Annotated in this window: 38 protein-coding genes; 2 read left to right on the top strand and 36 right to left on the bottom strand. The window is 56.3% G+C overall.

What is annotated here, in order from left to right:
• Window positions 1-5: 5 nt before the first annotated feature.
• From FZF01_RS17595 to FZF01_RS17585, 3 genes are read right to left on the bottom strand one after another with little or no spacing between them, the layout of a single operon-like run.
• Window positions 6-521 (bottom strand): MotA/TolQ/ExbB proton channel family protein, encoded by a 516-nt coding sequence (locus FZF01_RS17595; RefSeq protein WP_150279308.1) that lies wholly within the window; start codon window positions 519-521, stop codon window positions 6-8.
• Window positions 514-1,857, bottom strand: coding sequence for a MotA/TolQ/ExbB proton channel family protein (locus tag FZF01_RS17590; RefSeq protein ID WP_150279307.1), 1,344 nt, complete (start codon window positions 1,855-1,857; stop codon window positions 514-516). The genes FZF01_RS17595 and FZF01_RS17590 overlap by 8 nt, the downstream gene beginning before the upstream one ends.
• Window positions 1,854-2,615 carry a DUF3450 domain-containing protein gene (locus FZF01_RS17585; protein WP_150279306.1) on the bottom strand — a complete coding sequence of 254 codons (762 nt, stop codon included), beginning with the start codon at window positions 2,613-2,615 and terminating at the stop codon, window positions 1,854-1,856. The genes FZF01_RS17590 and FZF01_RS17585 overlap by 4 nt, the downstream gene beginning before the upstream one ends.
• Window positions 2,616-2,814: 199 nt before the next feature.
• Here FZF01_RS17585 and FZF01_RS17580 point away from each other — a divergent pair, with 199 nt between their 5' ends.
• Window positions 2,815-3,480: an OmpW family outer membrane protein gene (locus FZF01_RS17580; protein ID WP_150279305.1), complete on the top strand. Its 666-nt coding sequence runs from the start codon at window positions 2,815-2,817 to the stop codon at window positions 3,478-3,480.
• A 43-nt stretch (window positions 3,481-3,523) separates the two neighbouring features.
• Here FZF01_RS17580 and FZF01_RS17575 read toward each other — a convergent pair whose 3' ends face one another.
• The 4 genes from FZF01_RS17575 to FZF01_RS17560 all read right to left on the bottom strand — a co-directional run bounded on the left by FZF01_RS17575 (window position 3,524) and on the right by FZF01_RS17560 (window position 7,301).
• On the bottom strand, window positions 3,524-4,411 hold the full coding sequence (locus FZF01_RS17575) for a sugar nucleotide-binding protein (protein ID WP_150279304.1): 888 nt from the start codon (window positions 4,409-4,411) through the stop codon (window positions 3,524-3,526).
• A gap of 76 nt (window positions 4,412-4,487) precedes the next feature.
• Window positions 4,488-5,165 (bottom strand): histidine phosphatase family protein, encoded by a 678-nt coding sequence (locus FZF01_RS17570; RefSeq protein ID WP_150279303.1) that lies wholly within the window; start codon window positions 5,163-5,165, stop codon window positions 4,488-4,490.
• Between the two features lie 213 nt (window positions 5,166-5,378).
• The gene (gene ssb, locus FZF01_RS17565) at window positions 5,379-5,876 is read right to left on the bottom strand and encodes a single-stranded DNA-binding protein (RefSeq protein ID WP_150279302.1); all 498 of its coding nucleotides are present in this window, start codon (window positions 5,874-5,876) and stop codon (window positions 5,379-5,381) included.
• 3 nt (window positions 5,877-5,879) lie between these two features.
• The gene (locus FZF01_RS17560; RefSeq protein ID WP_150279301.1) at window positions 5,880-7,301 is read right to left on the bottom strand and encodes an MFS transporter; all 1,422 of its coding nucleotides are present in this window, start codon (window positions 7,299-7,301) and stop codon (window positions 5,880-5,882) included.
• Window positions 7,302-7,512: 211 nt separating this feature from the next.
• Between FZF01_RS17560 and uvrA the strand changes: the two genes are divergently transcribed.
• Entirely contained in the window at window positions 7,513-10,344 is a 2,832-nt protein-coding gene (gene uvrA, locus FZF01_RS17555; protein ID WP_150279300.1) for an excinuclease ABC subunit UvrA, read from the top strand.
• Window positions 10,345-10,633: 289 nt separating this feature from the next.
• On the opposite strand, the gene rplQ is transcribed toward uvrA, so the two are convergent.
• From rplQ to FZF01_RS17410, 29 genes are all read right to left on the bottom strand, one after another.
• Entirely contained in the window at window positions 10,634-11,017 is a 384-nt protein-coding gene (rplQ, locus tag FZF01_RS17550) for a 50S ribosomal protein L17 (RefSeq protein ID WP_150279299.1), read from the bottom strand.
• Window positions 11,018-11,043: 26 nt separating this feature from the next.
• On the bottom strand, window positions 11,044-12,045 hold the full coding sequence (locus tag FZF01_RS17545; protein ID WP_150279298.1) for a DNA-directed RNA polymerase subunit alpha: 1,002 nt from the start codon (window positions 12,043-12,045) through the stop codon (window positions 11,044-11,046).
• 25 nt (window positions 12,046-12,070) lie between these two features.
• Complete coding sequence (rpsD, locus tag FZF01_RS17540) at window positions 12,071-12,691, bottom strand: 30S ribosomal protein S4 (protein WP_150279297.1); 621 nt, start codon at window positions 12,689-12,691, stop codon at window positions 12,071-12,073.
• Window positions 12,692-12,704: 13 nt separating this feature from the next.
• Window positions 12,705-13,094 carry a 30S ribosomal protein S11 gene (gene rpsK, locus FZF01_RS17535; RefSeq protein WP_022962893.1) on the bottom strand — a complete coding sequence of 130 codons (390 nt, stop codon included), beginning with the start codon at window positions 13,092-13,094 and terminating at the stop codon, window positions 12,705-12,707.
• Between the two features lie 20 nt (window positions 13,095-13,114).
• Window positions 13,115-13,471 (bottom strand): 30S ribosomal protein S13, encoded by a 357-nt coding sequence (gene rpsM, locus FZF01_RS17530; RefSeq protein WP_150279296.1) that lies wholly within the window; start codon window positions 13,469-13,471, stop codon window positions 13,115-13,117.
• A 170-nt stretch (window positions 13,472-13,641) separates the two neighbouring features.
• A complete protein-coding gene (rpmJ, locus tag FZF01_RS17525) occupies window positions 13,642-13,758 on the bottom strand; it encodes a 50S ribosomal protein L36 (protein ID WP_150279295.1) in 117 nt (38 codons plus the stop codon).
• Between the two features lie 24 nt (window positions 13,759-13,782).
• Window positions 13,783-15,114: a preprotein translocase subunit SecY gene (gene secY / locus FZF01_RS17520; protein ID WP_150279294.1), complete on the bottom strand. Its 1,332-nt coding sequence runs from the start codon at window positions 15,112-15,114 to the stop codon at window positions 13,783-13,785.
• Window positions 15,115-15,549: a 50S ribosomal protein L15 gene (gene rplO / locus FZF01_RS17515; RefSeq protein ID WP_150279293.1), complete on the bottom strand. Its 435-nt coding sequence runs from the start codon at window positions 15,547-15,549 to the stop codon at window positions 15,115-15,117.
• A 3-nt stretch (window positions 15,550-15,552) separates the two neighbouring features.
• Window positions 15,553-15,735, bottom strand: a complete 183-nt coding sequence (gene rpmD / locus FZF01_RS17510; RefSeq protein ID WP_150279292.1) for a 50S ribosomal protein L30 — start codon at window positions 15,733-15,735, stop codon at window positions 15,553-15,555.
• A gap of 6 nt (window positions 15,736-15,741) precedes the next feature.
• Complete coding sequence (rpsE, locus tag FZF01_RS17505) at window positions 15,742-16,245, bottom strand: 30S ribosomal protein S5 (RefSeq protein ID WP_150279291.1); 504 nt, start codon at window positions 16,243-16,245, stop codon at window positions 15,742-15,744.
• A gap of 10 nt (window positions 16,246-16,255) precedes the next feature.
• The gene (gene rplR, locus FZF01_RS17500; RefSeq protein ID WP_150279290.1) at window positions 16,256-16,606 is read right to left on the bottom strand and encodes a 50S ribosomal protein L18; all 351 of its coding nucleotides are present in this window, start codon (window positions 16,604-16,606) and stop codon (window positions 16,256-16,258) included.
• A 10-nt stretch (window positions 16,607-16,616) separates the two neighbouring features.
• Entirely contained in the window at window positions 16,617-17,147 is a 531-nt protein-coding gene (gene rplF, locus FZF01_RS17495; protein WP_150279289.1) for a 50S ribosomal protein L6, read from the bottom strand.
• A gap of 12 nt (window positions 17,148-17,159) precedes the next feature.
• Window positions 17,160-17,552: a 30S ribosomal protein S8 gene (gene rpsH, locus FZF01_RS17490; protein ID WP_150279288.1), complete on the bottom strand. Its 393-nt coding sequence runs from the start codon at window positions 17,550-17,552 to the stop codon at window positions 17,160-17,162.
• 39 nt (window positions 17,553-17,591) lie between these two features.
• Window positions 17,592-17,897 (bottom strand): 30S ribosomal protein S14, encoded by a 306-nt coding sequence (gene rpsN / locus FZF01_RS17485; protein WP_150279287.1) that lies wholly within the window; start codon window positions 17,895-17,897, stop codon window positions 17,592-17,594.
• 10 nt (window positions 17,898-17,907) lie between these two features.
• Window positions 17,908-18,447 carry a 50S ribosomal protein L5 gene (rplE, locus tag FZF01_RS17480; RefSeq protein WP_150279286.1) on the bottom strand — a complete coding sequence of 180 codons (540 nt, stop codon included), beginning with the start codon at window positions 18,445-18,447 and terminating at the stop codon, window positions 17,908-17,910.
• A 17-nt stretch (window positions 18,448-18,464) separates the two neighbouring features.
• The gene (rplX, locus tag FZF01_RS17475; RefSeq protein WP_150279285.1) at window positions 18,465-18,779 is read right to left on the bottom strand and encodes a 50S ribosomal protein L24; all 315 of its coding nucleotides are present in this window, start codon (window positions 18,777-18,779) and stop codon (window positions 18,465-18,467) included.
• 11 nt (window positions 18,780-18,790) lie between these two features.
• Complete coding sequence (rplN, locus tag FZF01_RS17470; protein WP_096348042.1) at window positions 18,791-19,159, bottom strand: 50S ribosomal protein L14; 369 nt, start codon at window positions 19,157-19,159, stop codon at window positions 18,791-18,793.
• A 44-nt stretch (window positions 19,160-19,203) separates the two neighbouring features.
• Entirely contained in the window at window positions 19,204-19,467 is a 264-nt protein-coding gene (gene rpsQ, locus FZF01_RS17465; RefSeq protein WP_150279284.1) for a 30S ribosomal protein S17, read from the bottom strand.
• A 2-nt stretch (window positions 19,468-19,469) separates the two neighbouring features.
• Entirely contained in the window at window positions 19,470-19,661 is a 192-nt protein-coding gene (gene rpmC, locus FZF01_RS17460) for a 50S ribosomal protein L29 (RefSeq protein WP_150279283.1), read from the bottom strand.
• Window positions 19,661-20,074, bottom strand: a complete 414-nt coding sequence (gene rplP / locus FZF01_RS17455) for a 50S ribosomal protein L16 (protein ID WP_096348041.1) — start codon at window positions 20,072-20,074, stop codon at window positions 19,661-19,663. The genes rpmC and rplP overlap by 1 nt, the downstream gene beginning before the upstream one ends.
• 11 nt (window positions 20,075-20,085) lie before the next feature.
• Window positions 20,086-20,766: a 30S ribosomal protein S3 gene (rpsC, locus tag FZF01_RS17450; RefSeq protein ID WP_150279282.1), complete on the bottom strand. Its 681-nt coding sequence runs from the start codon at window positions 20,764-20,766 to the stop codon at window positions 20,086-20,088.
• An 11-nt stretch (window positions 20,767-20,777) separates the two neighbouring features.
• On the bottom strand, window positions 20,778-21,110 hold the full coding sequence (gene rplV, locus FZF01_RS17445) for a 50S ribosomal protein L22 (protein WP_150279281.1): 333 nt from the start codon (window positions 21,108-21,110) through the stop codon (window positions 20,778-20,780).
• 12 nt (window positions 21,111-21,122) lie between these two features.
• On the bottom strand, window positions 21,123-21,398 hold the full coding sequence (gene rpsS / locus FZF01_RS17440) for a 30S ribosomal protein S19 (protein WP_150279280.1): 276 nt from the start codon (window positions 21,396-21,398) through the stop codon (window positions 21,123-21,125).
• A 12-nt stretch (window positions 21,399-21,410) separates the two neighbouring features.
• Entirely contained in the window at window positions 21,411-22,235 is an 825-nt protein-coding gene (gene rplB, locus FZF01_RS17435; RefSeq protein ID WP_150279279.1) for a 50S ribosomal protein L2, read from the bottom strand.
• A 10-nt stretch (window positions 22,236-22,245) separates the two neighbouring features.
• The gene (gene rplW, locus FZF01_RS17430) at window positions 22,246-22,545 is read right to left on the bottom strand and encodes a 50S ribosomal protein L23 (protein ID WP_150279278.1); all 300 of its coding nucleotides are present in this window, start codon (window positions 22,543-22,545) and stop codon (window positions 22,246-22,248) included.
• Window positions 22,542-23,144, bottom strand: coding sequence for a 50S ribosomal protein L4 (gene rplD, locus FZF01_RS17425; protein WP_150279277.1), 603 nt, complete (start codon window positions 23,142-23,144; stop codon window positions 22,542-22,544). Before rplD ends, rplW begins: the two co-directional genes overlap by 4 nt.
• Before the next feature lie 12 nt (window positions 23,145-23,156).
• Window positions 23,157-23,792 carry a 50S ribosomal protein L3 gene (gene rplC, locus FZF01_RS17420; RefSeq protein WP_150279276.1) on the bottom strand — a complete coding sequence of 212 codons (636 nt, stop codon included), beginning with the start codon at window positions 23,790-23,792 and terminating at the stop codon, window positions 23,157-23,159.
• 93 nt (window positions 23,793-23,885) lie between these two features.
• Window positions 23,886-24,197 (bottom strand): 30S ribosomal protein S10, encoded by a 312-nt coding sequence (gene rpsJ, locus FZF01_RS17415; protein ID WP_028614853.1) that lies wholly within the window; start codon window positions 24,195-24,197, stop codon window positions 23,886-23,888.
• A gap of 157 nt (window positions 24,198-24,354) precedes the next feature.
• Window positions 24,355-24,438: EF-Tu C-terminal domain-related protein (locus FZF01_RS17410; RefSeq protein WP_220789499.1), on the bottom strand; the 84-nt coding region annotated here is incomplete at its 5' end.

The following is a 24,438-nucleotide window of genomic DNA, read 5'->3' as shown; positions in this document are numbered from 1 at the left end:
CGATCCTATTCAAATCGCAGTCGGTCATTGAGCCGCTGCAGCGCCCGGCGGGCCTGTTGATCAAGCCGCGCCAGACAAAATAATCCGCTGATGGCGACCACCATCCCGGCCATGGTGGGTACTGTGGCGCGGGAGACCCCGGCGGCCATTGCCCGGGGGTTACCGTTACCGCTCAGCGCCATGACATCAAATACCTGCACCATGCCGCTGACGGTACCCAACAAGCCTAGTAGCGGACACAGGGCAATCAATACGCGCACCATGGGTAAATACCGCTGCAGACGAATCTGCGCGCGGGACAACCAGGCCGCACGTATAAATCGCGCTGCAGTGCTGCTGCGGTCGCCACGGGCTATCCAGCCCTGCTGCAGCTGGTGCGCCTCATGTGGAAATACCCGAGCAAGAAACCACAACCGTTCCAGCATCAACGTCCACAACACAATGGTGACGCCAAGGATGCTCCAGAGCACCCATCCACCACTATCGAGAAAGTCCCGGAGCTGCCAGAGCCCTTCAGGCATTCTCTTTCTCCTCACCGCCCAGATGCAGCGCGATCAGGCCGGCACTCTGTTGCTCCAGCAACTGGATCAGCGCCTTGCTGCGCGCGGCCACCAGGCCATGCATGAACAACAACGGGATAGCCACCACCAGGCCGAGTACGGTGGTCACCAACGCCTGGGATATGCCCCCAGCCATCAGCTTTGGGTCTCCGGTACCGAACAGGGTGATTGCCTGAAAGGTGGCGATCATCCCGGTAACCGTGCCCAGCAAGCCCAGCAAGGGAGCTACTGCTGCGAGCAGCTTGATCAGGCCCTGCCAACGCTCAAGCGAGGGCGTCTCCTTGAGAATAGCCTCGTCGAGTTTCAGCTCCAGAGTATCGAGCTGTTCCAGCCGAGGCCGGCTGCCAATAACTCCGAGCACCCGGCCCAGAGGGTTGTCGCGTTTGAGGTTGTCCAGATCCTTCACCTGCCGATCAACCCGCAGGCTGGTGCGCTGCAGCCACGCCAGGCGCCAGAGCGCCAGCAGCAAGCCGAGCACACCCAAGGCTAGAATCACATAACCAACCACCCCTCCCTGATGGACGCGCTCGCCCAGCGAGGGCGTCTGTTGCAACTGCTGCAGCACATTCCCCCGAGTTGGGTCGACCCTCAGATCAGCCAGACCCTCCCGCGGCTCGATAAAATCGTTGACCGGACTCCGACCCTCAGGCTGCCGTCCGGCAACCAGCAGGCGTTCGGCATCGGGCTGATAAAGCAGGTAATCCTTTCCCTGTAGAGCGGTAAACGGCCCCACTCGCACTACCGGCAATTCACGCTGTTGACCATCCTCGCCGACTACCGGAGCAACGAAACGACTGACCTTGCTGCTGGCCGTCATATCCTGCTGCAACATGAACCAGAAGGCCTCCAGCGTTTCTACTGTGGGAATGCGGCGACTCTCGGCCAACTGATCAAGCATGGCGATGCGATCCGGAAACTGCATGTTGAGTAGCGAGTCCTGCCACTGACTACGTGTATCTCCAGCCGCCTGACGAACCACACCAAACAGTTCTCCCAGGTTGCCGCTACGCTGCGCCAGCTCCGCCTCACCCTCCTTGAGGGCCTTTTCATGCAGGCCAAACTCAGCCTCCAACCGATCGGATTCGGCCTGCACTTCAGCCAGTGCCGCTTCTGCCTCGCGCAAGCGGCGCTGTTGCTGATCGCGCTCGGCAATGAAGCGTGATTCCCGCTCACGCATGGCTGCCTGCTCGTTGCTGCGCACCTGTTGTATATCGCGCAGAAGCGCATCCAGGTCGGCCGGCTGGGCAGAGACCATGGCCGGCAACAGTAGAACGGCAAGCATCAGAAAACGTTTCATAGACCGCCCTCCAGCTCGGTTACCGGTGGTAACGGCAGACGTAACATGACCGGGGTCTGTTGTTGGCGAGCGATATTCAAGCCCTGCTCAAGCGTACGGCGATATTCGTCCGGGAGTGGCTTCCAGGTGCTGACTTGAGCATCCCAGTAGCCCTGCTCGCGGCCATCCAGACTTTGATAGAAGAGCATGACCCGCCCCAGGCGCAGAAAATTGACTACCTTGACCTGCTCATTCTCGCCAAGAGTGCCCCTCCAGGCCTCAAGCGTGCGGCCATAGTCACTTTCAATCTGGTATGCCTCGATCAATCGGCGATACTTTTCAGCCACACTGACATTGGCGGTTTTGAGCAGCTCATTCAGCAGCGCCAGACGATCTGCCCGCTCCTCAGACAAAAACGGCAGATCCAGGGCTACGAAACGTTGCAAGGAGTCGTACATGCGCTGCATCAGAGGCAACAGCTCGCGCTGGGTATCCTCGATACTCGCCAACTGGCTCTCCAGAGCCTCGAGCTCTTCGTTCTGGGCGCCGACCATTTCGGCCAGACGCGCGTTGTAATCAACCAGCTGCTCACGCTGCTCGATGGCTTGTCGATACCGCTCCAGCGCCTGTCGGGTAGCGTCATCAAGCTGATCGATGCGTTGCTGCGAGTCCCGCGCTTCGCGCACCAGGGCCTGACTCTGCTCCAGGGCCTGCTCCGTCGTGTCCTGCCCCACCGCTATCATCGGCAAGACGAGGAATACCCATAAAACCGCTCTCATCCAGACTCTCCGGAAATGTTTCACCCGCTGGCGGGCTATTAAAAGAGAAGCATTATCATTTGAACAGCTCAATTATTCAAGGCCTGGTCTGCAAGCTTCAAGGAATGAGGATAGACCGAAAGAACTTTGCTCCAGATCAATATCTGTCTGTCTGACAACGCCTAAAGTCTCGCCATACCAAACGCAAGGGAGATTCATCATGTCACGTTTCACTATTCAACTGGCCGCCGGCCTCCTGCTCGCCCCCGCACTGCTGGCCGCATCTGTGGCTCAGGCTCATGAGGCAGGTGATGTCATCGTGCGCGTTGGCGCCGCGGTTGTTGACCCTCAGGAAAGCAGCAGTAATGTATTCGTTGGCGGCGCCAACACCGGCCTGGAAGTCGGCGTTGATAGCAACACCCAGCTCGGCATTACCGGCACCTTTATGCTGACCGACAATATTGGTATCGGCCTGCTTGCGGCCACGCCGTTCAGCCACGACATCGAACTCAAGGGCGCAGGCCGCTTTGCCAGCATCAAGCACCTGCCACCGACAGTAACCCTGCAATATTTCCCAATGGCTAAAAGCTCCGCCTGGCAGCCCTATGTTGGTGCTGGTCTGAACTACACCATGTTCTTCAGCGAAGACCTGTCCAGCAACGCAGAGGGCGCGGGCTTTTCCAGTCTGGATCTCGATGATTCTTGGGGTTACGCCCTGGAAGCAGGCATGGACTATAAGTTGACTGAGCAGGTTTATCTGAATGCCGCAGTCTGGTACGCCGACATCGACACCACAGCCAACTTCCGCACTGCGGGCATACCCAGCAAGGTTGATGTGGAAATTGATCCGATGGTTTACATGGCCAGCATTGGCTACAAGTTCTGATCTGACAGACAGAGCAAAAAAACGGCCGCTATGCGGCCGTTTTTTATTGCGGAGTATCGATGCTGTCCAGTAGTTGCCCCAGCTGCGCACGCCAGGGCCGCGGCTTGACGCCAAACGCCATCAGGATACGGCGGCTGGTCAGGACCGCGTTCTGGGGTTCCCAGCCCGTTTCGGTCTGCTTGTCGAAGGGGATGGAGCGGATAACCGGATCGCGATCCAGCCTGTTGTTCGCCATCAGTTCCTGGGCGAGACTTTTCGCAAAACTGATCCAGCTTGACGGCTCGGTGCTGCCGTAATGGTAGACGCCATGCAATGGCGCTTCGCAGTCGAGCTGCTTGAGCACGGCCAACAACACACGGGCGGCATCGTCTACCGGCGTGGGGTTACCGCGCCACTCTTCCGCCAGCAGGACCGGATCCTGCCCTCGTAATTGCTCAAGCAACTTGGCGAGCTGGCCGTCAGCCGAAGCATCGAGCAACCAACTGAACCGCAACACCGCATAACGGGAACAATGCGTGGCAAGCAGCTTCTCCAGCTCACCTTGCACCAGCCCCAACCCGTCCCCGGGCAACCGTTCGTCTTTCTCCGTGTAAGGCGTCGCCTTGAGGCCGTCAAACACGCGCGCACTCGATGGCTGGACCAACAACCGATTATCTTTCGCACATAGTGCAACGAGATTGCGATTGAACTCATCCAGTGCAGTCAGTTGCAGCGGATCATCCATTCCAAGCTGAAACTGCTCATGAAAGTAGGCTAGATTGACTACCGCATCCGCCTGGTACTGATCAAACCAATCAAGCAACTGATCGCTTTTCCAGCCCGCTCGCGGCCGGTCCACAGACCGGATATCGATTCCTTCCTGAGTTGCCAGGCGCACCAGGGCCTGGCCCAGTGAAGAGTCCCCTTCCAGCAATAATATGCGCATCCGCATGGTTGTACCCTGTTTTCTGAATGCTATATGAGGCCCCCGAGGCCTCACCGCGCGCCTGGATTACCGCAAGGGCGCATCAGGCGTAAGTTATCAGCGCCTGATGCGCCGGATCATCCAGATGAGGCACACTGTTGAAGCTGCTCAGACGCATGTTGCGCTGGTTGAAAACGCAATGAATCAGTGCTGTATTACGCGTCTGCAAATTCAGCTCGATCATGGTTTCACTGGGAGCTCTGAGCAACTGACTGACCAGCATTGCGATGGCGCCGCCCGAACTGACTGCAAGCACTCGCTTGCCGGTACAGCGGGCCATGATGTCCATCTTCACGCGCTCAACACGCACTGAAAAGTCAGTCCAGGTTTCTGGCAAATCGCCCTCAAGCTCGCCGCGCGACCAGAGCATGATGCCTTGCCGCAGCCTTTTGAAGAAATCAGCCACAGCAGGTTTATCAGGCAGCGCCTGATCAGGAAACTGAGCGGTGTAAGCAGCCAGGATGGCATGAAAATCAAACTCGTTAAGCTCCCTGAAGATCTCAAAGGCAGACTCGTCAAGTTGCAGTGACTGCGCAATACCCTGAGCCGTTTCCCGGTGCCGTACCATGTCGCCCATCAGCACGTGGTCAAAATGCATACCGCGTTGCTGAAAATATGTTCCCAGCAGTCTGGCCTGTTGATGGCCCTTTTCCGAGAGCTGATCATAGTTACTGGAGCCAAAGGAGGCCTGGCCATGGCGTACAAAATAGATTTCAGTCATCGTCAATCTTCACAAAGTGTCTTTCTGGCCACATACAGCAAACCGGAAATACTCTGTCCAGTTCGCCGATAGCAGAGGCTGCCGGCCTGCAAGCGCAGTACGTTAGCACAGTGTACCTGCCGACGAGCAAGAGCCAATCTGACCCAGAACCACGAAGCCCCCGAATGTCGGGGGCCTCTGGTTAGCACTTTATATTCAAGTCTAAGGTATGACCTAGAACGGGATATCGTCGTCGAAGCTGTCATAGTCGGGCGCGGGCTGCTGCGGAGCGGATTGCTGCGGCGCCTGTTGAGCCGGTCTCTGGGCTGGCTGTTGGGCCGGACGCTGCTGCTGCGGACGTGGCGCCATACCCTGCTCGCCGCCCTGGGGCTTGCCATCGAGCAACTGCATCTGGCCGCCTATATCCACAACGATTTCGGTGGTATAGCGCTTCACACCGTCCTTTTCCCACTCGCGGGTCTGCAAACGGCCTTCGATATACATCTTCGAGCCCTTGCGTACATACTCACCCACAACCTCGGCGATACGACCAAAAAACACCACTCGGTGCCACTCGGTGCGTTCCTGCTGCTGACCGGTTTGCTTGTCCTTCCAGCTATCGCTGGTAGCGAGGGTAATGTTGGCAACGGCGTTACCATTGGGCAGATAACGTACTTCGGGATCGCCCCCGACGTTACCAATTAGAATTACCTTGTTGACGCCTCTGGCCATTTCTCAATCTCCTGTGTGCGGCGTGATGCTGGCTGGCGATACCGGGTCCGGGTTACACGCTGCGGCTACCGCGTGTTCGAGCCCCTGACGATCCAGCACCTGCGTATCGACTTTGATATAAGCGGCTGCTTCTTCAGCCACGATGACCGCCTCCGTAACACCCGGTACGGCAAGAATGCGCCGGAGCAACGCCTCATCCCGAACAAGCTCATGGGGCAACGGCAGACGAAAACTGGACACGTAGGCTGGTTGGCGCATCTTAACACCAATCAGCAACCAGGACAGTCCGAGGGCGGCGCAGCAGGCAAATACCCCTCCCAGCCCATAAGCACCGAATACGGCACCGCCGAGTACCCCGCCCAGCGCAGCGCCAAGGAACTGGCTGGTGGAATAGATTCCCATTGCCGTTCCCTTGCCGCCTGCCGGCGCAATTTTGCTTAACAGCGAAGGTAACGTGGCTTCCAGAAGATTGAATCCGATAAAGAACAGAACGATGGCCGTTACCAGCCACGGCAACGAATTGGCACTGAGCCAGAGCAACGGCTGGACCAGCACAAGCAAAGTGATCGCACCAAGCACCACAGCTTTGACCTGGCGTTTACGCTCGGCAAAAATGATAAAGGGTACCATTGCAAAAAATGAAACCAGCAGCGCGCAGAAATACACCCACCAATGATCGTCACGGGGCAGTCCTGCGTTCTCCTGCAAGGCCAGGGGAATAGCAACAAAGCTGGCCATCAGAATCGCGTGCAACATCGCGATGCCGTAGTTCAGCCGCAGTAACTCCGGGTTACGCAGACTGGGCCAGAAGCTGGCCGCAATCACACCCGCATCCCGGTGTCTCTCGGCGCGCGCAACCGGCGGTACGACCCAGATAACCAGTACAATACCGATCAGTGCAAGAATCACCGTTGCGTAAAAGACACCTTCCAGGCCAGTCCGTGCGGCAATTAACGGCCCTGCGACCATTGCCAGAGCAAAGGACACGCCTATGCTCATGCCTATCATCGCCATTGCCTTGGTGCGATGCTGTTCCCTGGTCAGATCCGCCACCATCGCCATGACAGCAGCGGCAATGGCGCCCGCACCCTGCACAATGCGGCCAAGAATGATGCCCTGCATACTGTCAGCCTGGGCTGCGAGCAAGCCGCCCAGGGCAAATAGGATCAGGCCCCCGACAATAACCGGTTTGCGCCCGATACGATCAGACAGCATTCCGAACGGGATTTGTAAAAATGCTTGAGTTAAGCCATATGCGCCAATCGCTACACCGATCAGCAAAGGCGTCGCTCCCGCCAGGCTGCCGCCATAGGTAGCCAAAACAGGCAGAACCATGAACAGACCGAGCATCCGAAACGCAAAAACGGCTGCCAGCGAACTCGCTGCGCGCTGCTCGCTGGATGACATGCGATCGGACTGATGCATTGATATTCCTGTTATATGAAACGGTTGAAATGAAGGGGCCGGATTCTATCACGCTTACCCCTGGACGGCAGCGCGTCGGTTACCTGCGGTAATGGACACGTGAAGTTGCAAAAGCACCCCGCCGGCACCTGAACTTCCCCCCGGGTTTTTGCCGCTCAGAGCCCCGAGCACGTATACTGTCCGGCTTTGCTGGTCGTTGGGGAAATGTACTGTGGATACCATCCTGATTCGTGGGGCACGCACCCACAACCTGAAGAACATTGACCTTGATCTGCCGCGTGACAAGTTGATCGTCATCACCGGGCTATCGGGCTCGGGCAAGTCTTCACTCGCGTTTGACACGCTGTATGCCGAGGGTCAGCGACGTTACGTTGAATCCCTCTCGGCCTACGCTCGTCAGTTTCTGTCGATGATGGAAAAACCCGATGTCGATCACATCGAGGGGCTTTCGCCGGCCATTTCCATCGAACAGAAATCAACGTCACACAACCCACGCTCAACTGTGGGCACCATTACCGAGATATACGATTACCTGCGCCTGCTGTTTGCCCGCGTCGGTGAGCCTCGGTGTCCGGACCACGACCTCCCGTTGGCGGCACAGACTGTCAGCCAGATGGTCGATCAGGTTCTGGCCATGCCTGAGGGCGCCAAATTGATGCTCCTCGCGCCGGTTATGCGCGAACGCAAGGGCGAGCACCTGGCCTTACTGGACGAGCTTCGGGCACAGGGATTTGTTCGCGCGCGCATCAACGGCCGCGTCCACGATCTGGATGAAGCACCTGCGCTGGAGAAAAACCGCAAGCACACCATCGAAGTCGTCGTAGACCGTTTTAAAGTCCGCGAAGATCTTCAGCTACGCCTGGCCGAGTCGTTCGAGACCTGTTTGAACCTGGCCGACGGCATCGCCATCATCGCGCCAATGGACGGCGAGGAAGGACAGGAAACCACCTTTAGCGCCAAGTTCGCCTGCCCTAAATGCGGACACTCCATCAGCGAACTGGAGCCCCGCCTGTTCTCTTTCAACAACCCCGCCGGCGCCTGCCCGACCTGCGATGGCCTGGGGGTGAAACAGTTCTTTGATGCCAAGCGACTGGTTAACAGCGAACTGACCCTTGCCGAAGGCGCCATACGCGGTTGGGACAGACGCAACGTTTATTATTTCCAGATGCTCAGCTCCCTGGCGGAACACTTCGGCATATCACTGGAGGAGCCCTTCGGCAAACTCGGCGAAAAACACCAGAAACTGGTGCTGCACGGCACCGGCACCGACAAGGTTTCCTTTCGTTATCTGAATGACCGTGGCGATATAGTCAAACGCGAACACCCGTTCGAAGGTATCGTCCCCAACCTGGAGCGTCGCTACCGCGAGACCGAGTCCCAGAGCGTACGCGAAGAACTGGCCAAGTACCTGAGCACCCAGCCCTGCCCCGCCTGCCACGGCGCGCGCCTGCGTCGCGAGGCAAGGCATGTGTTCATCGACGGACGCAACCTGCCGGGCGTTACGACCCTGCCGGTTGGAGAAGCAGCGGAGTATTTCGGTCAGCTCAGCCTTGACGGCAGCCGCGGTGAAATTGCCGAGAAGATCCTCAAGGAAATTCGCGCGCGCCTGATGTTTCTGGTCAACGTCGGCCTGGATTACCTATCACTGGATCGTAGCGCCGACACACTTTCCGGTGGCGAAGCGCAGCGTATTCGCTTGGCCAGCCAAATCGGCGCTGGACTGGTGGGCGTCATGTACATTCTCGATGAGCCCTCCATCGGCCTGCACCAACGGGACAACGAGCGCCTGCTTTCCACCCTCGTGCATCTACGCGATATCGGTAACACGGTAATCGTCGTAGAGCATGACGAAGACGCCATCCGCCAATCCGACTACGTAGTTGATATCGGCCCAGGTGCCGGCGTGCACGGCGGCCAGATCGTTGCCCAGGGCACACCCCAAGAGGTCATGGACAATCCCAATTCGCTCACCGGACAATACCTGTCTGGCAAGGTGAAGATCCCCGTTCCAGCAAAACGACATGTACCGAAAAAAGACGGCTGGTTGCAGCTCAAGGGCGCTCGCGGGAACAACCTGCAGAACGTTACCCTGGAAATCCCGACTGGCCTGATGACCTGTGTCACCGGCGTATCAGGATCAGGCAAATCCACCCTGATCAACAACACCTTGCACCCGATCACCGCCACCGAACTCAATGGCGCCACCACCCTGGAGGCTGCGCCCTACGACAGTTTCCACGGGATGGAGCATCTGGACAAGGTAGTGGATATCGACCAGAGCCCGATCGGCCGAACTCCCCGCTCCAACCCGGCTACCTACACCGGCCTGTTCACCCCTATCCGCGAGCTGTTCGCCGGCACCCAGGAAGCCCGCTCGCGTGGCTACAAGGCCGGCCGGTTCTCGTTCAACGTCAAGGGCGGTCGCTGCGAAGCCTGTCAGGGCGACGGCCTGATCAAAGTGGAAATGCACTTTCTGCCGGACATCTACGTGCCCTGCGATGTGTGCAAGAGCAAGCGCTACAACCGCGAGACGCTGGAGATCAAATACAAGGGCAAGAACATCCATGAAGTACTGGAGTTCACCATCGAGGAAGCCCGCGAGTTCTTCGAGGCCGTCCCGGCCCTGGCCCGCAAGCTACAGACCTTGATTGACGTGGGCCTGTCCTACATTCGCCTGGGCCAGTCCGCTACCACGTTGTCCGGTGGTGAAGCACAGCGGGTGAAGCTCGCCCGCGAGCTGTCCAAGCGTGATACCGGCAAAACCCTGTATATCCTCGACGAGCCGACAACCGGCCTGCACTTTGCCGACATTCAGCAACTGCTGGACGTGCTGCACCGCCTACGCGATCACGGCAATACCCTGGTGGTGATCGAACACAATCTGGATGTGATCAAGACTGCAGACTGGATCGTCGATCTGGGACCAGAGGGGGGCTCACGTGGTGGCAAGATCATTGCGACGGGAACACCGGAGCAGGTGGCTGCAATGGCGCACTCGCATACCGGTAGCTTCCTTGGGCCGCTGCTGAAGCGGGATAGCTGAGCCTGGGAAAAACCGCTTACTCTCGAAGAGGCTTTAAGTTGCGGCTTGCGGGAAGCTCGATTGCTGAGGGACCGTCAGCCCTTCCCATGACCGTCGGAGCACAGGGACGTGCGACGACGAGCCCCAGGGACGGCTTGTAGCGTGTCATGGGAAGGGCTAACGGTTCCGCAGCTAGCACCAAACTCAAGTCCAACTGTTCGATCTCTCTGAATACACAAGACTCCGAATACCCAAATACCAGCCACAAAAAAACCGGACACAAGGTCCGGTTTTTTCTAGCGCTTGGCTATTACTCTTCGCTGGCAGCAGCCAGGTCAGGGCGATCGACCAGCTCGACGTAAGCCATGGGCGCAGAATCACCAGCGCGGAAACCGCACTTGAGAATACGCACATAACCGCCGGGACGTTCGGCATAACGCTTGCCCAGGTCATTGAACAGCTTACCAACAGCTTCTTTGCTGCGAGTGCGGTCAAATGCCAGACGGCGATTGGCGACAGTATCTTCTTTCGCCAGGGTGATCAGCGGCTCTGCAACACGGCGCAATTCCTTGGCCTTGGGCAGAGTAGTCTTGATCAGTTCGTTTTCGAACAGCGACACCGCCATGTTCTGGAACATGGCATTACGGTGCGAGCTGGTCCGACTCAGGTGACGACCACTTTTACGATGACGCATCTCTCAATTCCTCGGTGTCAGGACGATCAGGCCGAAACCTTGTCGTCCTTCTTCAAGCTTGCAGGCGGCCAGTTGTCCAGACGCATACCCAGTGACAGACCACGCGAGGCCAGAACATCCTTGATCTCGGTCAGGGACTTCTTGCCCAGGTTCGGGGTCTTCAGCAGTTCCACTTCGGTACGCTGGATCAGATCGCCAATATAGTAGATATTTTCGGCTTTCAGACAGTTGGCTGAACGTACAGTCAGCTCAAGGTCATCAACCGGACGCAGCAGAATCGGATCAATCTCGTCTTCCTGCTGCTCAACAACGGGCTCGTTCTCACCTTTCAGGTCAACGAAGGCGGCCAGCTGCTGTTGCAGGATGGTCGCAGCACGGCGGATAGCTTCTTCAGCATCCAGCGTTCCGTTGGTTTCCAGGTCAATAACCAGCTTGTCCAGGTTGGTGCGCTGCTCGACACGGGCGCTTTCAACAACATAGGCCACACGGCGAACCGGGGTATATGTGGCGTCAAGCTGCAACCGGCCGATAGAACGGCTTTCATCATCGTCAGTCTGACGTGCGTCAGCTGGCTCGTAACCACGGCCACGGGCCACGGTCAGTTTAAGATTCAGCGAACCATTGTCGGACAAGGTAGCAATCAGGTGGTCTGGGTTGATGATTTCGACATCGTGATCCAGCTGAATATCAGCTGCGGTCACCTGACCCGGTCCTTTTTTGGACAGGGTCAGGGTCACATGATCACGGCCGTGCATCTTGACTGCCAGACCTTTCAGGTTCAGCAGGATCTCGATGACATCTTCCTGAACGCCTTCGATGGCGCTGTACTCATGCAAAACGCCGTCGATTTCCGCCTCTACCACGGCACAACCGGGCATGGAGGAGAGCAGAATACGACGAAGCGCATTGCCCAGGGTATGGCCGAAACCACGCTCAAGCGGCTCAAGAGTAATCTTGGCACGCGTGGGCGAGGTTTCCTGTACGTCAATATGACGTGGTGTTAGAAACTCGGTAACCGAACTCTGCATGGGGGCACCTTTTGCTGTCTGACGCTTACTTGGAGTAAAGCTCGACGATCAAGTTCTCGTTGATGTCGGCGTACAGATCACTCCGTGAGGGCAGGCTTTTAAAGACACCTTCCTTCTTCGCTGCATCTACTTCCAACCACTCGGATTGGCCGCGCTGCGCTGCGAGCTCCAGAGAACCGCCGATACGCAACTGGTTCTTGGCCTTTTCGCGAACAGCAACCACGTCGCCTGGGGACACCAGGAACGAAGCGATGTTAACGGTTTTGCCATTGACGCTGATTGCCTTGTGCGAGACCAGTTGACGCGCTTCTGCACGAGTCGAACCGAACCCCATACGATATACAACGTTATCCAGGCGACGCTCGAGCAGTTGCAGCAGGTTATCACCGGTCGGGCCCTTGAGACGGGCAGCTTCCTTGTAATAGTTGCTGAACTGACGCTCGAGGATGCCGTAGATACGACGAACTTTCTGTTTCTCGCGCAGCTGGGTGCCGTACTCGGAGAGACGACCACGACGCTGACCATGCACACCTGGAGGGCTGTCCAGCTTGCACTTGGATTCGATAGCACGGGCGCCGCTCTTCAAGAACAGGTCAGTGCCTTCGCGACGAGACAGTTTACACTTGGGACCAATATATCTAGCCATTTCCGTCTCCTGGTTACACGCGGCGCTTTTTAGGCGGGCGACAGCCGTTATGTGGGATGGGGGTGACATCGGTGATGCCGCTGATCTTGTAGCCACAAGAGTTCAGAGCACGAACAGCCGACTCACGACCCGGGCCTGGGCCCTTCACGTTAACGTCTAGGTTTTTCAGACCGTATTCCAGAGCAGCCTGACCAGCACGCTCAGCTGCAACCTGGGCAGCAAAGGGGGTGCTTTTACGCGAACCACGGAAACCGGAACCACCAGAAGTCGCCCAGCTCAGAGCGTTGCCCTGACGGTCGGTAATGGTAATGATGGTGTTGTTGAAAGACGCGTGGATGTGGGCGATCCCATCAACCACCGTCTTTTTTACTTTCTTACGTACACGAGCAGCAGGCTTAGCCATATCTGTATATTCCTTCGCGTTTACTTACGGATCGGCTTGCGCGGACCCTTACGGGTACGGGCGTTAGTCTTGGTGCGCTGACCGCGGACCGGAAGGCCCTTACGGTGACGCAGACCACGATAACAACCGAGATCCATGAGACGCTTGACGTTCATGTTGATCGCACGACGCAGGTCACCTTCAGTGTTGTTCTTGCCCACCTCGGTGCGCAGCAGATCAACCTGCTCCTCGCTTAGATCCTTGATTTTTGCACTGGGCGCAATGCCAGTGGCCGCACAGATTTTCTGTGCCTTGGTTTGACCGATACCAAAGATATAGGTCAATGAGATAACAGTATGTTTGTTATCCGGGATGTTGACGCCTGCAATACGGGCCATCCAAATTTACTCCGTCTGACAGCTACTCTACTCAACCAAAACAACATAGGTTGTGAGAAAAAGGGTGCAGTAGGGTAGCGCTAACATAAATAAAAATCAACCACCCGACCAGTTATCTGGCCGAGTGGCGGTTATCCTGAGACGTAGTCGACAAACAGATAGGGTAAAAATTAACCCTGGCGCTGTTTGTGACGGGGCTCAGCTGCACAAATCACACGGACGCTACCATTGCGGCGGATGATCTTGCAGTTACGGCAAAGCTTCTTGACCGATGCTCCAACTTTCATAACTGACTCCTAGAACCTGGCATCTCAGCGCAGCATACCGCTGCCGCCATAGCCTTTCAGGTTGGATTTCTTCATAAGAGACTCGTACTGCTGAGAAACGAGGTGCGATTGTACTTGGGACATGAAGTCCATCACAACCACTACAACGATCAACAGTGAGGTCCCACCCAGATAGAAGGGCACATTGGCCGATACCACCAGGAACTGGGGCAGCAAACAAACCGCTGCCATATACATGGCACCAAACATGGTCAGCCGTGTCAGTACGCCATCAATATAGCGCGCCGACTGCTCACCAGGCCTGATACCAGGAATAAACGCACCTGACTTCTTGAGGTTTTCTGCCACGTCCTTGGGGTTGAACATCAACGCTGTATAGAAGAAGCAGAAGAAAACAATTCCTGCGGTAAACAGAATGATATTCAACGGCTGGCCTGGAGCGAGTGCCTGGGAGACGCTTTGCAACCAACCCATACCTTCGCCCTGACCGAACCATGTACCCAGCGACGCAGGGAACAACAGGATGCTACTGGCAAAGATCGCCGGAATCACACCTGCCATGTTCACTTTCAGCGGCAGGTGGCTGGTTTGCGCAGCAAACACCTTGCGACCTTGCTGACGCTTGGCATAGTTAACGGTAATCCGACGCTGCCCGCGCTCAACAAAGACCACGAAGGCCACCAGACCGATGGCCAACAAGGCAATGGCAATCAGAGCGAAGATATTGATATCACCCTGACGCGCCGCCTCGAAGGACTGCCCGATTGCGCTCGGCAGACCAGCCACGATACCCGCGAAGATCAACATGGAAATACCGTTGCCGATACCCCGCTCGGTGATCTGTTCGCCCAGCCACATCATGAACATCGCGCCCGCCACAAAGGTGGTGACTGCTATGAAATAGAAGCCAAACCCTGTATCAAACGCGACGCCTTGACTGGAGAGGCCTACCGACATCCCGACCGCCTGCACAAGCGCCAGAACCAGCGTCAGATAACGCGTGTACTGGGCTATCTTGCGCCGACCGGACTCACCTTCCTTTTTCAACTGCTCCAGGGTGGGATTCACCGCCGTCATCAGCTGCATGATAATCGACGCAGAGATGTACGGCATGATACCCAGAGCAAAGATACTCATCCGCTCCAATGCACCACCCGAGAACATGTTGAACAGGCTAAGAACGGTACCCTCATTCTGTCTGAACAGCTCGGCCAGACGATCAGGATCTATACCCGGAACCGGGATATGCGCCCCGATGCGGTAGACAATGATTGCCAGGAACAGAAAACGCAGTCGCGTCCAAAGTTCGGTCAGGCCGCCTTGTTTGATTCCTGAGAGAGCGCCTTGCTTAGCCATTTATTCCTCGAATTTGCCGCCAGCTGCTTCGATTGCTGCACGCGCACCTTTGGTGGCCATCAGCCCCTTGATGTTGACCGCTTTGGTCACATCGCCGGAGAGGACGATCTTGGCACGTACAAACTTGTTGCCAATGATATTGGCATCCTTGAGCGCCTGAAGGTCAATTACGTCAGCGTCCAGCTTGTTCAACTCGCTGGTACGAATTTCCGCAGTGACCATGGCAATCTTGGACGTGAAGCCGAACTTCGGCAGACGGCGGTGCAAAGGCTGCTGACCACCCTCGAAACCGGGGGCAACGGTGCCACCGGAACGCGAGCTCAAACCCTTGTGACCACGGCCGGCTGTCTTGCCCAGACCACTACCAATACCGCGGCCGACGCGCAGCTTGTTACGGCGTGCACCCGGCGCGGAACGCAGATCATTCAGTTTCATGTCTTAACCCTCTACCCGAACCATGTAGGAGACCTTGTTGATCATCCCACGAACGGCCGGAGTATCTTCGACCTCGACAGTGTGGTTGATCCGACGCAGACCCAAGCCCTTGACGCAGAGCTTATGGTTCGGCAGACGACCGACGACACTTTTGAACAGGGTCACTTTAATTGTTGCATTAGCCATGTCAGCTTACCCCACGATGTCTTCAACGGTCTTGCCGCGCTTGGCCGCTACCGACTCAGGCGACTGCATAGACTTCAGGCCCTTGTAAGTGGCCTGAACGACGTTGACCGGATTGGTGGAACCGTAACACTTGGCCAGTACGTTATGCACACCAGCAGCTTCCAGGACGGCGCGCATTGCACCACCGGCAATTACACCGGTACCTTCGGAAGCAGGCTGCATGTACACCTTGGAGGCGCCATGCGCGGCCTTGACCGGATACTGCAGGGTTGAACCGTTCAGGTCCACCTGGATCATGTTACGACGTGCGGCTTCCATGGCTTTCTGGATGGCGGCAGGCACTTCACGCGCCTTACCACGACCGAAACCCACGCGACCATTACCGTCACCTACCACCGTCAAAGCGGTGAAAGCGAAGATACGGCCACCTTTTACTACCTTGGCAACGCGGTTTACCTGAACCAGTTTCTCAATGTAACCTTCGTCGCGCTTTTGCTCGAAATTAGCCATAGCTCTACCCTTAGAATTCCAGCCCGCCTTCACGAGCGGCGTCGGCAAGCGCTTTCACGCGGCCATGATACTTGAAGCCGGAACGGTCGAAGGAGACCTGAGTTATACCGGCGGCCTTGGCGCGCTCGGCAACCAGCAGACCGACTTTCTTGGCGGCTTCGATGTTGCCAGTGCTACCACTGCGCAGCTCGGAGTCCAGCGTGGAAGCGCTGGCCAAAACCTTGGCGCCATCAGCCGAGATCACTTGTGCGTACATGTGCTGCGAAGAACGGTACACGCACAGACGTACGGCTTCCAGCTCGCGCTGCTTAAGACGCGAACGGCGAGCGCGACGGAGACGAATAACTTTTTTATCGCTCATTTGCTATGCCCTACTTCTTCTTGGCTTCTTTACGACGCACGATCTCATCGGCGTAGCGTACACCCTTGCCCTTATAGGGTTCGGGACGACGGAAATCACGAATTTCCGCGGCTACCTGGCCGACCAGCTGCTTGTCGATACCTTTGATGATGATGTCAGTCTGGCTGGGAGTTTCCGCAGAAACACCTTCGGGCAGCTGATACTCGATAGGGTGGGAATAACCCAGCGCCAGGGACAGAGTCTGCCCCTTGGACTGTGCTTTATAACCAACACCTACCAGCTGGAGCTTGCGCTCGAAGCCATCGGTGACACCGGTAACCATGTTCTGCACCAACGCACGCGTGGTACCGGCCATGGCCATGTTGACGCTGCCTTCACGAGCGGCAAAATGCAGCATGCCGTCTTGCTGGACAACTTCGACTGTCGAGTGCAGGACCAGATCCATGGAGCCCTTGGCTCCCTTGACGGAAATATCCTGACCGTTCAGCTTTACTTCTACACCCTGTGGCAATTTGACAGGGTCCTTAGCGACGCGAGACATCGTAACCCCCTATCAGAATACGGTACAGAGCACTTCACCGCCGACACCGGCAGCGCGAGCAGCGCGATCAGTCATAACACCTTTGTTGGTGGAGACAATCGACACGCCCAATCCACCCTTGACCTTGGGAATCTGGTCAACGGACTTGTACTGGCGCAGACCGGGACGGCTTACGCGCTTGATATCTTCAATAACCGGCCTGCCTTCGAAGTACTTGAGCTCGATGGACAGCACAGGCTTGGTATCGCCCTGTACGTCGTAACCGGCCACATAGCCTTCTTCTTTCAATACTTTGGCGACAGCCACCTTCAGCTTTGCCGCAGGCATGCTTACGCTGGACTTTTCAGCCATCTGGGCATTACGGATGCGGGTCAGCATATCTGCTAACGGGTCCTGCATACTCATGGGCTTTGTGCTCCTGAAACTGAGTAATTAAGGTCTGGTTTACCAGCTGGCCTTGACCAGACCGGGGACATCACCGCGCATAGCTGCTTCACGCAACTTGATACGGCTCAGGCCAAACTTGCGATATACACCGTGCGGGCGACCAGTGATGCGGCAGCGGTTACGCTGACGAACCGGGCTGGCATCGCGCGGCAGTTTTTGCAGGGCCACCTGGGCATTCCAACGGTCTTCAACAGACGCGTTGATATTGCCGATGACAGCCTTGATTTCAGCACGCTTCTTGGCGTACTTGGCAACCGTGCGCGAACGCTTGAGCTCACGGTTTTTCATGCTGACTTTAGCCATTACCTGACTCCTAGTTACGGAACGGGAACTTGAACGCACGCAGCAGCGCGCGACCTTCGTCATCCGTCCTGGCAGTTGTTGTCAAGGTAATGTCCAGACCACGCAGAACATCGATCTTGTCGTAATCGATCTCCGGGAAGATGATCTGTTCCTTGACGCCCATGCTGTAGTTGCCGCGACCGTCGAACGATTTCGCGTTCAGGCCACGGAAGTCACGCACGCGCGGCAGAGAAATCGACAGCAGGCGATCCAGGAATTCGTACATCTGCTCACGGCGCAAGGTTACCTTGATACCGATGGGCCAGCCGTCACGAATCTTGAAACCGGCGATCGACTTGCGAGCATAGGTCACAATGCCTTTACGGCCAGTGATCTTCTCGAGATCAGCCATCGCGTTCTCGATGATTTTCTTGTCGCCGACAGCTTCACCAAGACCCATGTTCAGGGTGATTTTGGTGAGCTTCGGTACTTCCATCACGTTCTTCAGTCCAAGTTCTTCCTGGAGCTGGGGAACGAGAGTCGTCCGATATACTTCTTTCAATCTTGCCATGGTAAGCACCTAGATTCTCAAGCGTCGACGGCTTTTTGCGTCGACTTGAAAATACGAACCTTCTTACCGTCTTCGACCTTGAAGCCGATACGATCGGCCTTGCTGGTCTCGCCGTTGAAGATTGCCACGTTGGAGACGTGGATGGGCGCCTCCTTTTCAACAATACCGCCCTGCGAACCAGCCATGGGATTTGGCTTGGTGTGCCGCTTGATAATGTTGACGCCGGAAATCAGCAGTCGTTGATCAGCCAGGACCTTGAGGACCTTGCCGCGCTTGCCTTTATCCTTGCCGGCGATGACGATTACGTCGTCTTCACGTTTAATCTTTTGCATGACCGGGCTCCTTACAGCACTTCGGGCGCGAGGGATACGATCTTCATGAACTGCTCATTACGCAGTTCACGGGTCACTGGCCCAAAGATGCGGGTACCGATCGGCTCATTCTTGTTATTGAGCAGAACGGCAGCGTTGCCATCAAAACGGATCAGCGAACCGTCCGTACGGCGTACGCCGTGACGGGTACGCACGATGACCGCGTTAAGCACCTGGCCTTTCTTTACTTTGCCGCGGGGAATTGCTTCCTTCACGGTCACCTTGATGATATCGCCAATGCCAGCGTAGCGGCGGTGAGAACCGCCCAGAACCTTGATACACATAACGCGACGTGCACCACTGTTGTCAGCCACTTCCAGCATGGATTGAGTCTGAATCATAACTTTCTCCGACCCTTAAAAATTCCGCTAAAACGCGCGGGGCTTTAAACTTGCGCCGCGCGCTCGTCGATCTGTACCAGGGTCCAGCTCTTGGTTTTAGCCAAGGGACGGGTTTCCTTAATGGTGACCAGATCGCCGATGCGGCATTCGTTGTTCTCATCATGCACGTGGAGCTTGGTAGAACGACGCATGTACTTACCGTACAGCGGATGCTTTACCTGGCGCTCGATGAGCACAGTGATGGTTTTGTCCATCTTGTCACTGACCACACGGCCGGTAACACTACTTGTAGTCTTGGTCTCAGCCATGATCACTTACCACCTTTCTGGTTGAGCACGGTCTTGACGCGAGCGATATCACGCTTTGCCTGCTTCAGCAGGTGGCTCTGACCGAGTTGACCGGTTGCCTTCTGCATGCGCAGATTGAACTGGTCACGCAGCAGGGTGAGCAGCTGCTCATTGAGCTGCTCGGCAGATTTTTCACGAAGTTCAGTTGCGTTCATCACATCACCGTCCGCTTAACAAAGGTGGTAGCGAGAGGCAGCTTGGCAGCGGCCAAGGCGAACGCCTCGCGCGCCAGCTCTTCGGAAACACCTTCAATCTCATACAGGACTTTGCCAGGCTTGATCTGGGCTACCCAGTACTCGACATTACCCTTACCTTTACCCATCCGAACTTCCAACGGCTTCTTGGAGATTGGCTTGTCCGGGAACACGCGAATCCAGATTTTTCCGCCACGCTTAACATGACGGGTCAAGGCACGACGAGCGGCCTCAATCTGGCGAGCGGTCAAACGACCCCGGCCAACAGCTTTCAAGGCGTATTCGCCAAAGCTCACCTTACTACCGCGAAGAGCCAAGCCACGGTTGTGGCCGGTCATTTGCTTGCGGAACTTCGTACGCTTGGGTTGTAACATGTGCGTACCCCTTACTTAGCAGCTTTTTTCTTGGGAGCGGCAGCTTTGGTTTCTTCAGGCTGACCACCAATGATCTCACCTTTGAAAATCCAAACCTTGACGCCAATCACACCGTATGTGGTGTGGGCTTCAGCCGTCGCGTAGTCGATGTCGGCGCGCAGAGTGTGCAACGGCACGCGGCCTTCACGGTACCATTCGGTCCGGGCAATCTCGGCACCGCCAAGGCGGCCACCTACCTGGATCTTGATACCCTTGGCACCAATGCGCATGGCGTTCTGTACAGCACGCTTCATCGCACGGCGGAACATCACACGACGCTCCAGCTGCTGAGCAACGCTTTGTGCTACCAGGGCACCATCGAGCTCCGGCTTGCGGATCTCTTCGATGTTGATATGCACGGGCACGCCCATTTGCTTGGTCAATTCCTGACGCAGCTTCTCGACATCCTCACCCTTCTTGCCAATCACGATGCCCGGACGGGCGGTGTGAATGGTGATCTTGGCGGTTTGTGCCGGACGCTGAATCTCAACTCGGCTGACCGAAGCAGCTTTCAGTTTGTTCTGAATGTACTCACGTACCTTCAGATCCGTGAACAGATAGTCCGCATAAGTGCGACCTTCTGCGTACCACACCGAAGTGTGCTGTTTAACAATACCGAGGCGTATGCCAATCGGATGTACTTTCTGACCCATGTGATCGACTCCTACTTGTCAGCAACCTTGACCGTGATATGACAAGACCGCTTAACGATGCGATCAGCCCGGCCTTTGGCACGTGGCATGATGCGCTTCAATGAACGACCCTCGTTGACAAACACGGTGGACACCTTCAGGTCATCCACGTCTGCGCCATCATTGTGTTCCGCGTTGGCAATAGCCGACTCGAGAATCTTCTTGATGACTTCAGCGGCCTTCTTGTTGCTGAACTTCAGCAGGTTCAGGGCCTCATCCACTTTCTTCCCGCGGATCTGGTCGGCGACCAAACGCGCTTTCTGGGCAGAAAGTCTGGCGCCTTTATGAGTAGCGGCTACTTCCATCTTTCTAACCCCTTAGCGCTTGGCTTTCTTGTCTGCTACGTGACCACGATAGGTACGCGTTGCAGAAAATTCGCCTAACTTGTGACCGACCATATCTTCCGAAACCATTACCGGAACATGCTGACGACCGTTATGTACTGCAATGGTCAGACCGACCATCTGTGGCAGAACCATGGAACGACGCGACCAGGTCTTGATTGGCTTGCGATCATTCTTTTCAACTGCCACTTCAATCTTCTTCAACAGGTGAAGATCGATAAAAGGACCTTTCTTGAGAGAACGCGGCACAGTCGTATCTCCTTACTTGCTGCGGCGACGGACAATCATCTTGTCAGTGCGCTTGTTTGACCGAGTCTTGGCACCCTTGGTCGGGAACCCCCAAGGTGATACCGGATGACGACCACCTGATGTACGACCTTCACCACCACCATGCGGGTGATCAACCGGGTTCATGGCAACACCACGAACAGTCGGTCGAATACCACGCCAGCGGGTAGCACCGGCCTTACCCAGCGAGCGCAAGCTGTGCTCACCGTTGGACACTTCGCCCAGGGTGGCGCGACACTCGCCCAGCACCTTGCGCATTTCGCCGGAACGCAGGCGAATTGTCACATAGGCCCCATCACGAGCAACCAGCTGCGAAGATGTGCCAGCACTACGGGCAACCTGAGCGCCTTTACCCGGCTTCAGCTCGATCGCGTGGATCGTGCTACCAACGGGAATATTGCGCAGCGGCAGGGAATTACCCGGCTTGATCGGCGCCTCGGCACCAGATACAACCTGATCGCCAGCACTCACACCCTTGGGTGCGATGATGTAGCGACGCTCGCCGTCAGCATATTTCAGCAGAGCGATGTGCGCAGTACGGTTCGGATCGTATTCAATACGCTCAACGGTGGCCGGAATGCCATCCTTGTTGCGACGAAAATCGACCAGACGGTAATGCTGCTTATGACCGCCCCCGCGATGACGCGTGGTGATACGGCCATTGTTGTTACGACCACCAGACTTGCCTTGCTTCTCAACCAGGGCAGCAAATGGAGCGCCCTTGTGCAGATCAGTATTTACGACCTTGACAACGAAGCGGCGGCCAGGGGAAGTAGGTTTACATTTAACTAGTGCCATGAATTACCCCTTACTTATCAGCGCTGGCAAAATCGATGTCCTGACCAGGCTGCAGGCTGACGTACGCCTTCTTCCAGTCATTACGCTTACCCAGGCCGCGAACGGTTCGCTTGGTCTTGCCCTTGACGTTCAAGGTTGCAACAGTCTTCACCTTGACGCTGAACAATTGCTCAACAGCCTTTTTGATTTCCAGTTTGGTCGCGGTGGTTTCCACCTTGAACACAAACTGGTTCTTGCTGTCAGCCAACACGGTAGCCTTCTCGGATACATGTGGGCCAAGCAGTACTTTGAAAATGCGCTCTTGGTTCATCCCAGCATCTCCTCGAACTTTTTAACAGCGGGTACGGTAATCAGTACCTTGTCGTAAGCGATAAGGCTGACCGGATCCGAACCCTGAACGTCCCGTACGTCAACGTGCGGCAGATTGCGCGCAGCCAGGTACAGATTGGAGTCGAGGTTGTCGGTGACGATCAACACGTTGTCCAGGTTCAGCTCCTTGAGCTTGCCAACCAGGGCCTTGGTCTTGGGAGCTTCCATTGCGAAGTCTTCAACCACTACCAGACGGTCCAGGCGGATCAGCTCGGACAGGATCGAGCGCAGTGCGCCACGGTACATCTTCCTGTTCAGCTTCTGCTCATGGTTCTGCGGACGTGCTGCAAAAGTGGTACCGCCCCCGCGCCAGATTGGGCTACGGATGGTACCAGCACGGGCACGACCGGTACCCTTCTGACGCCATGGCTTCTTGCCGCCACCGGACACATCAGAACGGGTCTTCTGCTGCTTGGTGCCCTGACGACCACCAGCCATATATGCAACAACGGCCTGATGAACGAGGGTCTCATTAAACTCGGTGGCAAAAGTCAGATCGGAAACTTCGATCGCATTTGCACCAGCTACATTCAGATTCATGGTAACTCCCCCTTAACCCTTGGCCTTGACAGCCGGGCGGACAATGACGTCGCTACCTGGCGCACCAGGGACCGGGCCCCTGATCAGCAGCAGATTACGTTCGGCGTCAACGCGGACAACTTCAAGGGTCTGCACGGTCACTTGCTCAGCACCCATGTGACCAGCCATCTTCTTGCCCTTGAATACCCGACCAGGAGTCTGGCACTGGCCGATAGAGCCAGGAACGCGGTGAGATACGGAGTTACCGTGAGTAGCATCCTGCCCGCGGAAGTTCCAGCGCTTGATAGTACCGGCGAAGCCCTTACCTTTGGACTGACCAGTAACATCAACGAACTGACCCGCTTCGAAAATGCTAACGGTAATTTCTGAGCCAGCAGCAAACTCGCCTTCTTCAAAGCGGAATTCGCTGACGCGACGGCCAGCCGCGGTGTTGGCTTTGGCAAAGTGCCCTGCCATCGGCTTGCTGACGCGGGAAACGCGACGCTCGCCTACGGTCACCTGAACAGCTTGATAGCCGTCAGTGTCGAGGGATTTAACCTGGGTGACGCGGTTAGGCTCTACTTCTACAACCGTAACCGGTATGGATACACCATCTTCAGTGAAAACGCGGGTCATACCGCATTTCCGGCCGACTAAACCAATAGTCATCTTGTAAACCTCATGAGTGCACGGGGCTATTACCCGCTATGGCCGCCCATTACAGGGCGTTACACGACTTATAGCCCCCGTCGTATGGGACTATCAGCCGAGGCTGATCTGAACCTCAACGCCAGCTGCCAGATCCAGCTTCATCAGCGCATCGACAGTCTTGTCGGTAGGCTGAACGATATCCAAAACCCTTTTATGGGTGCGGATCTCGTACTGATCTCGGGCATCTTTATTGACGTGCGGTGAAACCAGCACTGTAAAACGCTCTTTGCGTGTCGGCAAAGGAATTGGACCACGGACCTGAGCCCCAGTACGTTTCGCGGTATCCACGATTTCCTGGGTTGACTGATCTATCAGGCGGTGGTCAAAAGCCTTCAACCGAATACGAATCTGTTGGTTCTGCATTTGACCAGAAACTCCAAGCTTCAATTCTTCAGAGCTACCCGAAACGTCGGGTAGGCCCATCCAAGGGAGGCGCAATTCTACTGATGCGCCCACCCAGTGTCAACCAAAATACAAAAGCCCCCGTTAAACGGAGGCTTTTGCTTATGGCGTCAGATTATCAGGCGATAATCTTGGCAACCACGCCGGCACCAACGGTACGGCCGCCTTCGCGAATCGCGAAGCGCAGACCATCTTCCATGGC

The sequence above is a fragment of the Halopseudomonas salina genome (assembly GCF_008641105.1).
This window is presented reverse-complemented; position numbering and strand designations above follow the sequence as displayed.

Bases quoted from the DNA above. Each gene is read 5' to 3' on its own strand.
- FZF01_RS17595 (WP_150279308.1), bottom strand. From the start codon at position 521: ATGCCTGAAGGGCTCTGGCAGCTCCGGGACTTTCTCGATAGTGGTGGA.
- FZF01_RS17590 (WP_150279307.1), bottom strand. From the start codon at position 1,857: ATGAAACGTTTTCTGATGCTTGCCGTTCTACTGTTGCCGGCCATGGTC.
- FZF01_RS17585 (WP_150279306.1), bottom strand. From the start codon at position 2,615: ATGAGAGCGGTTTTATGGGTATTCCTCGTCTTGCCGATGATAGCGGTG.
- FZF01_RS17580 (WP_150279305.1), top strand. From the start codon at position 2,815: ATGTCACGTTTCACTATTCAACTGGCCGCCGGCCTCCTGCTCGCCCCC.
- FZF01_RS17575 (WP_150279304.1), bottom strand. From the start codon at position 4,411: ATGCGGATGCGCATATTATTGCTGGAAGGGGACTCTTCACTGGGCCAG.
- FZF01_RS17570 (WP_150279303.1), bottom strand. From the start codon at position 5,165: ATGACTGAAATCTATTTTGTACGCCATGGCCAGGCCTCCTTTGGCTCC.
- ssb (WP_150279302.1), bottom strand. From the start codon at position 5,876: ATGGCCAGAGGCGTCAACAAGGTAATTCTAATTGGTAACGTCGGGGGC.
- FZF01_RS17560 (WP_150279301.1), bottom strand. From the start codon at position 7,301: ATGCATCAGTCCGATCGCATGTCATCCAGCGAGCAGCGCGCAGCGAGT.
- rplQ (WP_150279299.1), bottom strand. From the start codon at position 11,017: ATGCGTCATCGTAAAAGTGGTCGTCACCTGAGTCGGACCAGCTCGCAC.
- FZF01_RS17545 (WP_150279298.1), bottom strand. From the start codon at position 12,045: ATGCAGAGTTCGGTTACCGAGTTTCTAACACCACGTCATATTGACGTA.
- rpsD (WP_150279297.1), bottom strand. From the start codon at position 12,691: ATGGCTAGATATATTGGTCCCAAGTGTAAACTGTCTCGTCGCGAAGGC.
- rpsK (WP_022962893.1), bottom strand. From the start codon at position 13,094: ATGGCTAAGCCTGCTGCTCGTGTACGTAAGAAAGTAAAAAAGACGGTG.
- rpsM (WP_150279296.1), bottom strand. From the start codon at position 13,471: ATGGCCCGTATTGCAGGCGTCAACATCCCGGATAACAAACATACTGTT.
- rpmJ (WP_150279295.1), bottom strand. From the start codon at position 13,758: ATGAAAGTTGGAGCATCGGTCAAGAAGCTTTGCCGTAACTGCAAGATC.
- secY (WP_150279294.1), bottom strand. From the start codon at position 15,114: ATGGCTAAGCAAGGCGCTCTCTCAGGAATCAAACAAGGCGGCCTGACC.
- rplO (WP_150279293.1), bottom strand. From the start codon at position 15,549: ATGAAACTGAATGATCTGCGTTCCGCGCCGGGTGCACGCCGTAACAAG.
- rpmD (WP_150279292.1), bottom strand. From the start codon at position 15,735: ATGGCTAATGCAACAATTAAAGTGACCCTGTTCAAAAGTGTCGTCGGT.
- rpsE (WP_150279291.1), bottom strand. From the start codon at position 16,245: ATGGCTAATTTCGAGCAAAAGCGCGACGAAGGTTACATTGAGAAACTG.
- rplR (WP_150279290.1), bottom strand. From the start codon at position 16,606: ATGAGCGATAAAAAAGTTATTCGTCTCCGTCGCGCTCGCCGTTCGCGT.
- rplF (WP_150279289.1), bottom strand. From the start codon at position 17,147: ATGTCTCGCGTCGCTAAGGACCCTGTCAAATTGCCACAGGGTGTAGAA.
- rpsH (WP_150279288.1), bottom strand. From the start codon at position 17,552: ATGAGTATGCAGGACCCGTTAGCAGATATGCTGACCCGCATCCGTAAT.
- rpsN (WP_150279287.1), bottom strand. From the start codon at position 17,897: ATGGCTAAAGTCAGCATGAAAAACCGTGAGCTCAAGCGTTCGCGCACG.
- rplE (WP_150279286.1), bottom strand. From the start codon at position 18,447: ATGGCAAGATTGAAAGAAGTATATCGGACGACTCTCGTTCCCCAGCTC.
- rplX (WP_150279285.1), bottom strand. From the start codon at position 18,779: ATGCAAAAGATTAAACGTGAAGACGACGTAATCGTCATCGCCGGCAAG.
- rplN (WP_096348042.1), bottom strand. From the start codon at position 19,159: ATGATTCAGACTCAATCCATGCTGGAAGTGGCTGACAACAGTGGTGCA.
- rpsQ (WP_150279284.1), bottom strand. From the start codon at position 19,467: ATGGCTGAGACCAAGACTACAAGTAGTGTTACCGGCCGTGTGGTCAGT.
- rpmC (WP_150279283.1), bottom strand. From the start codon at position 19,661: ATGAACGCAACTGAACTTCGTGAAAAATCTGCCGAGCAGCTCAATGAG.
- rplP (WP_096348041.1), bottom strand. From the start codon at position 20,074: ATGTTACAACCCAAGCGTACGAAGTTCCGCAAGCAAATGACCGGCCAC.
- rpsC (WP_150279282.1), bottom strand. From the start codon at position 20,766: ATGGGTCAGAAAGTACATCCGATTGGCATACGCCTCGGTATTGTTAAA.
- rplV (WP_150279281.1), bottom strand. From the start codon at position 21,110: ATGGAAGTAGCCGCTACTCATAAAGGCGCCAGACTTTCTGCCCAGAAA.
- rplB (WP_150279279.1), bottom strand. From the start codon at position 22,235: ATGGCACTAGTTAAATGTAAACCTACTTCCCCTGGCCGCCGCTTCGTT.
- rplW (WP_150279278.1), bottom strand. From the start codon at position 22,545: ATGAACCAAGAGCGCATTTTCAAAGTACTGCTTGGCCCACATGTATCC.
- rplD (WP_150279277.1), bottom strand. From the start codon at position 23,144: ATGAATCTGAATGTAGCTGGTGCAAATGCGATCGAAGTTTCCGATCTG.
- rplC (WP_150279276.1), bottom strand. From the start codon at position 23,792: ATGACTATTGGTTTAGTCGGCCGGAAATGCGGTATGACCCGCGTTTTC.
- rpsJ (WP_028614853.1), bottom strand. From the start codon at position 24,197: ATGCAGAACCAACAGATTCGTATTCGGTTGAAGGCTTTTGACCACCGC.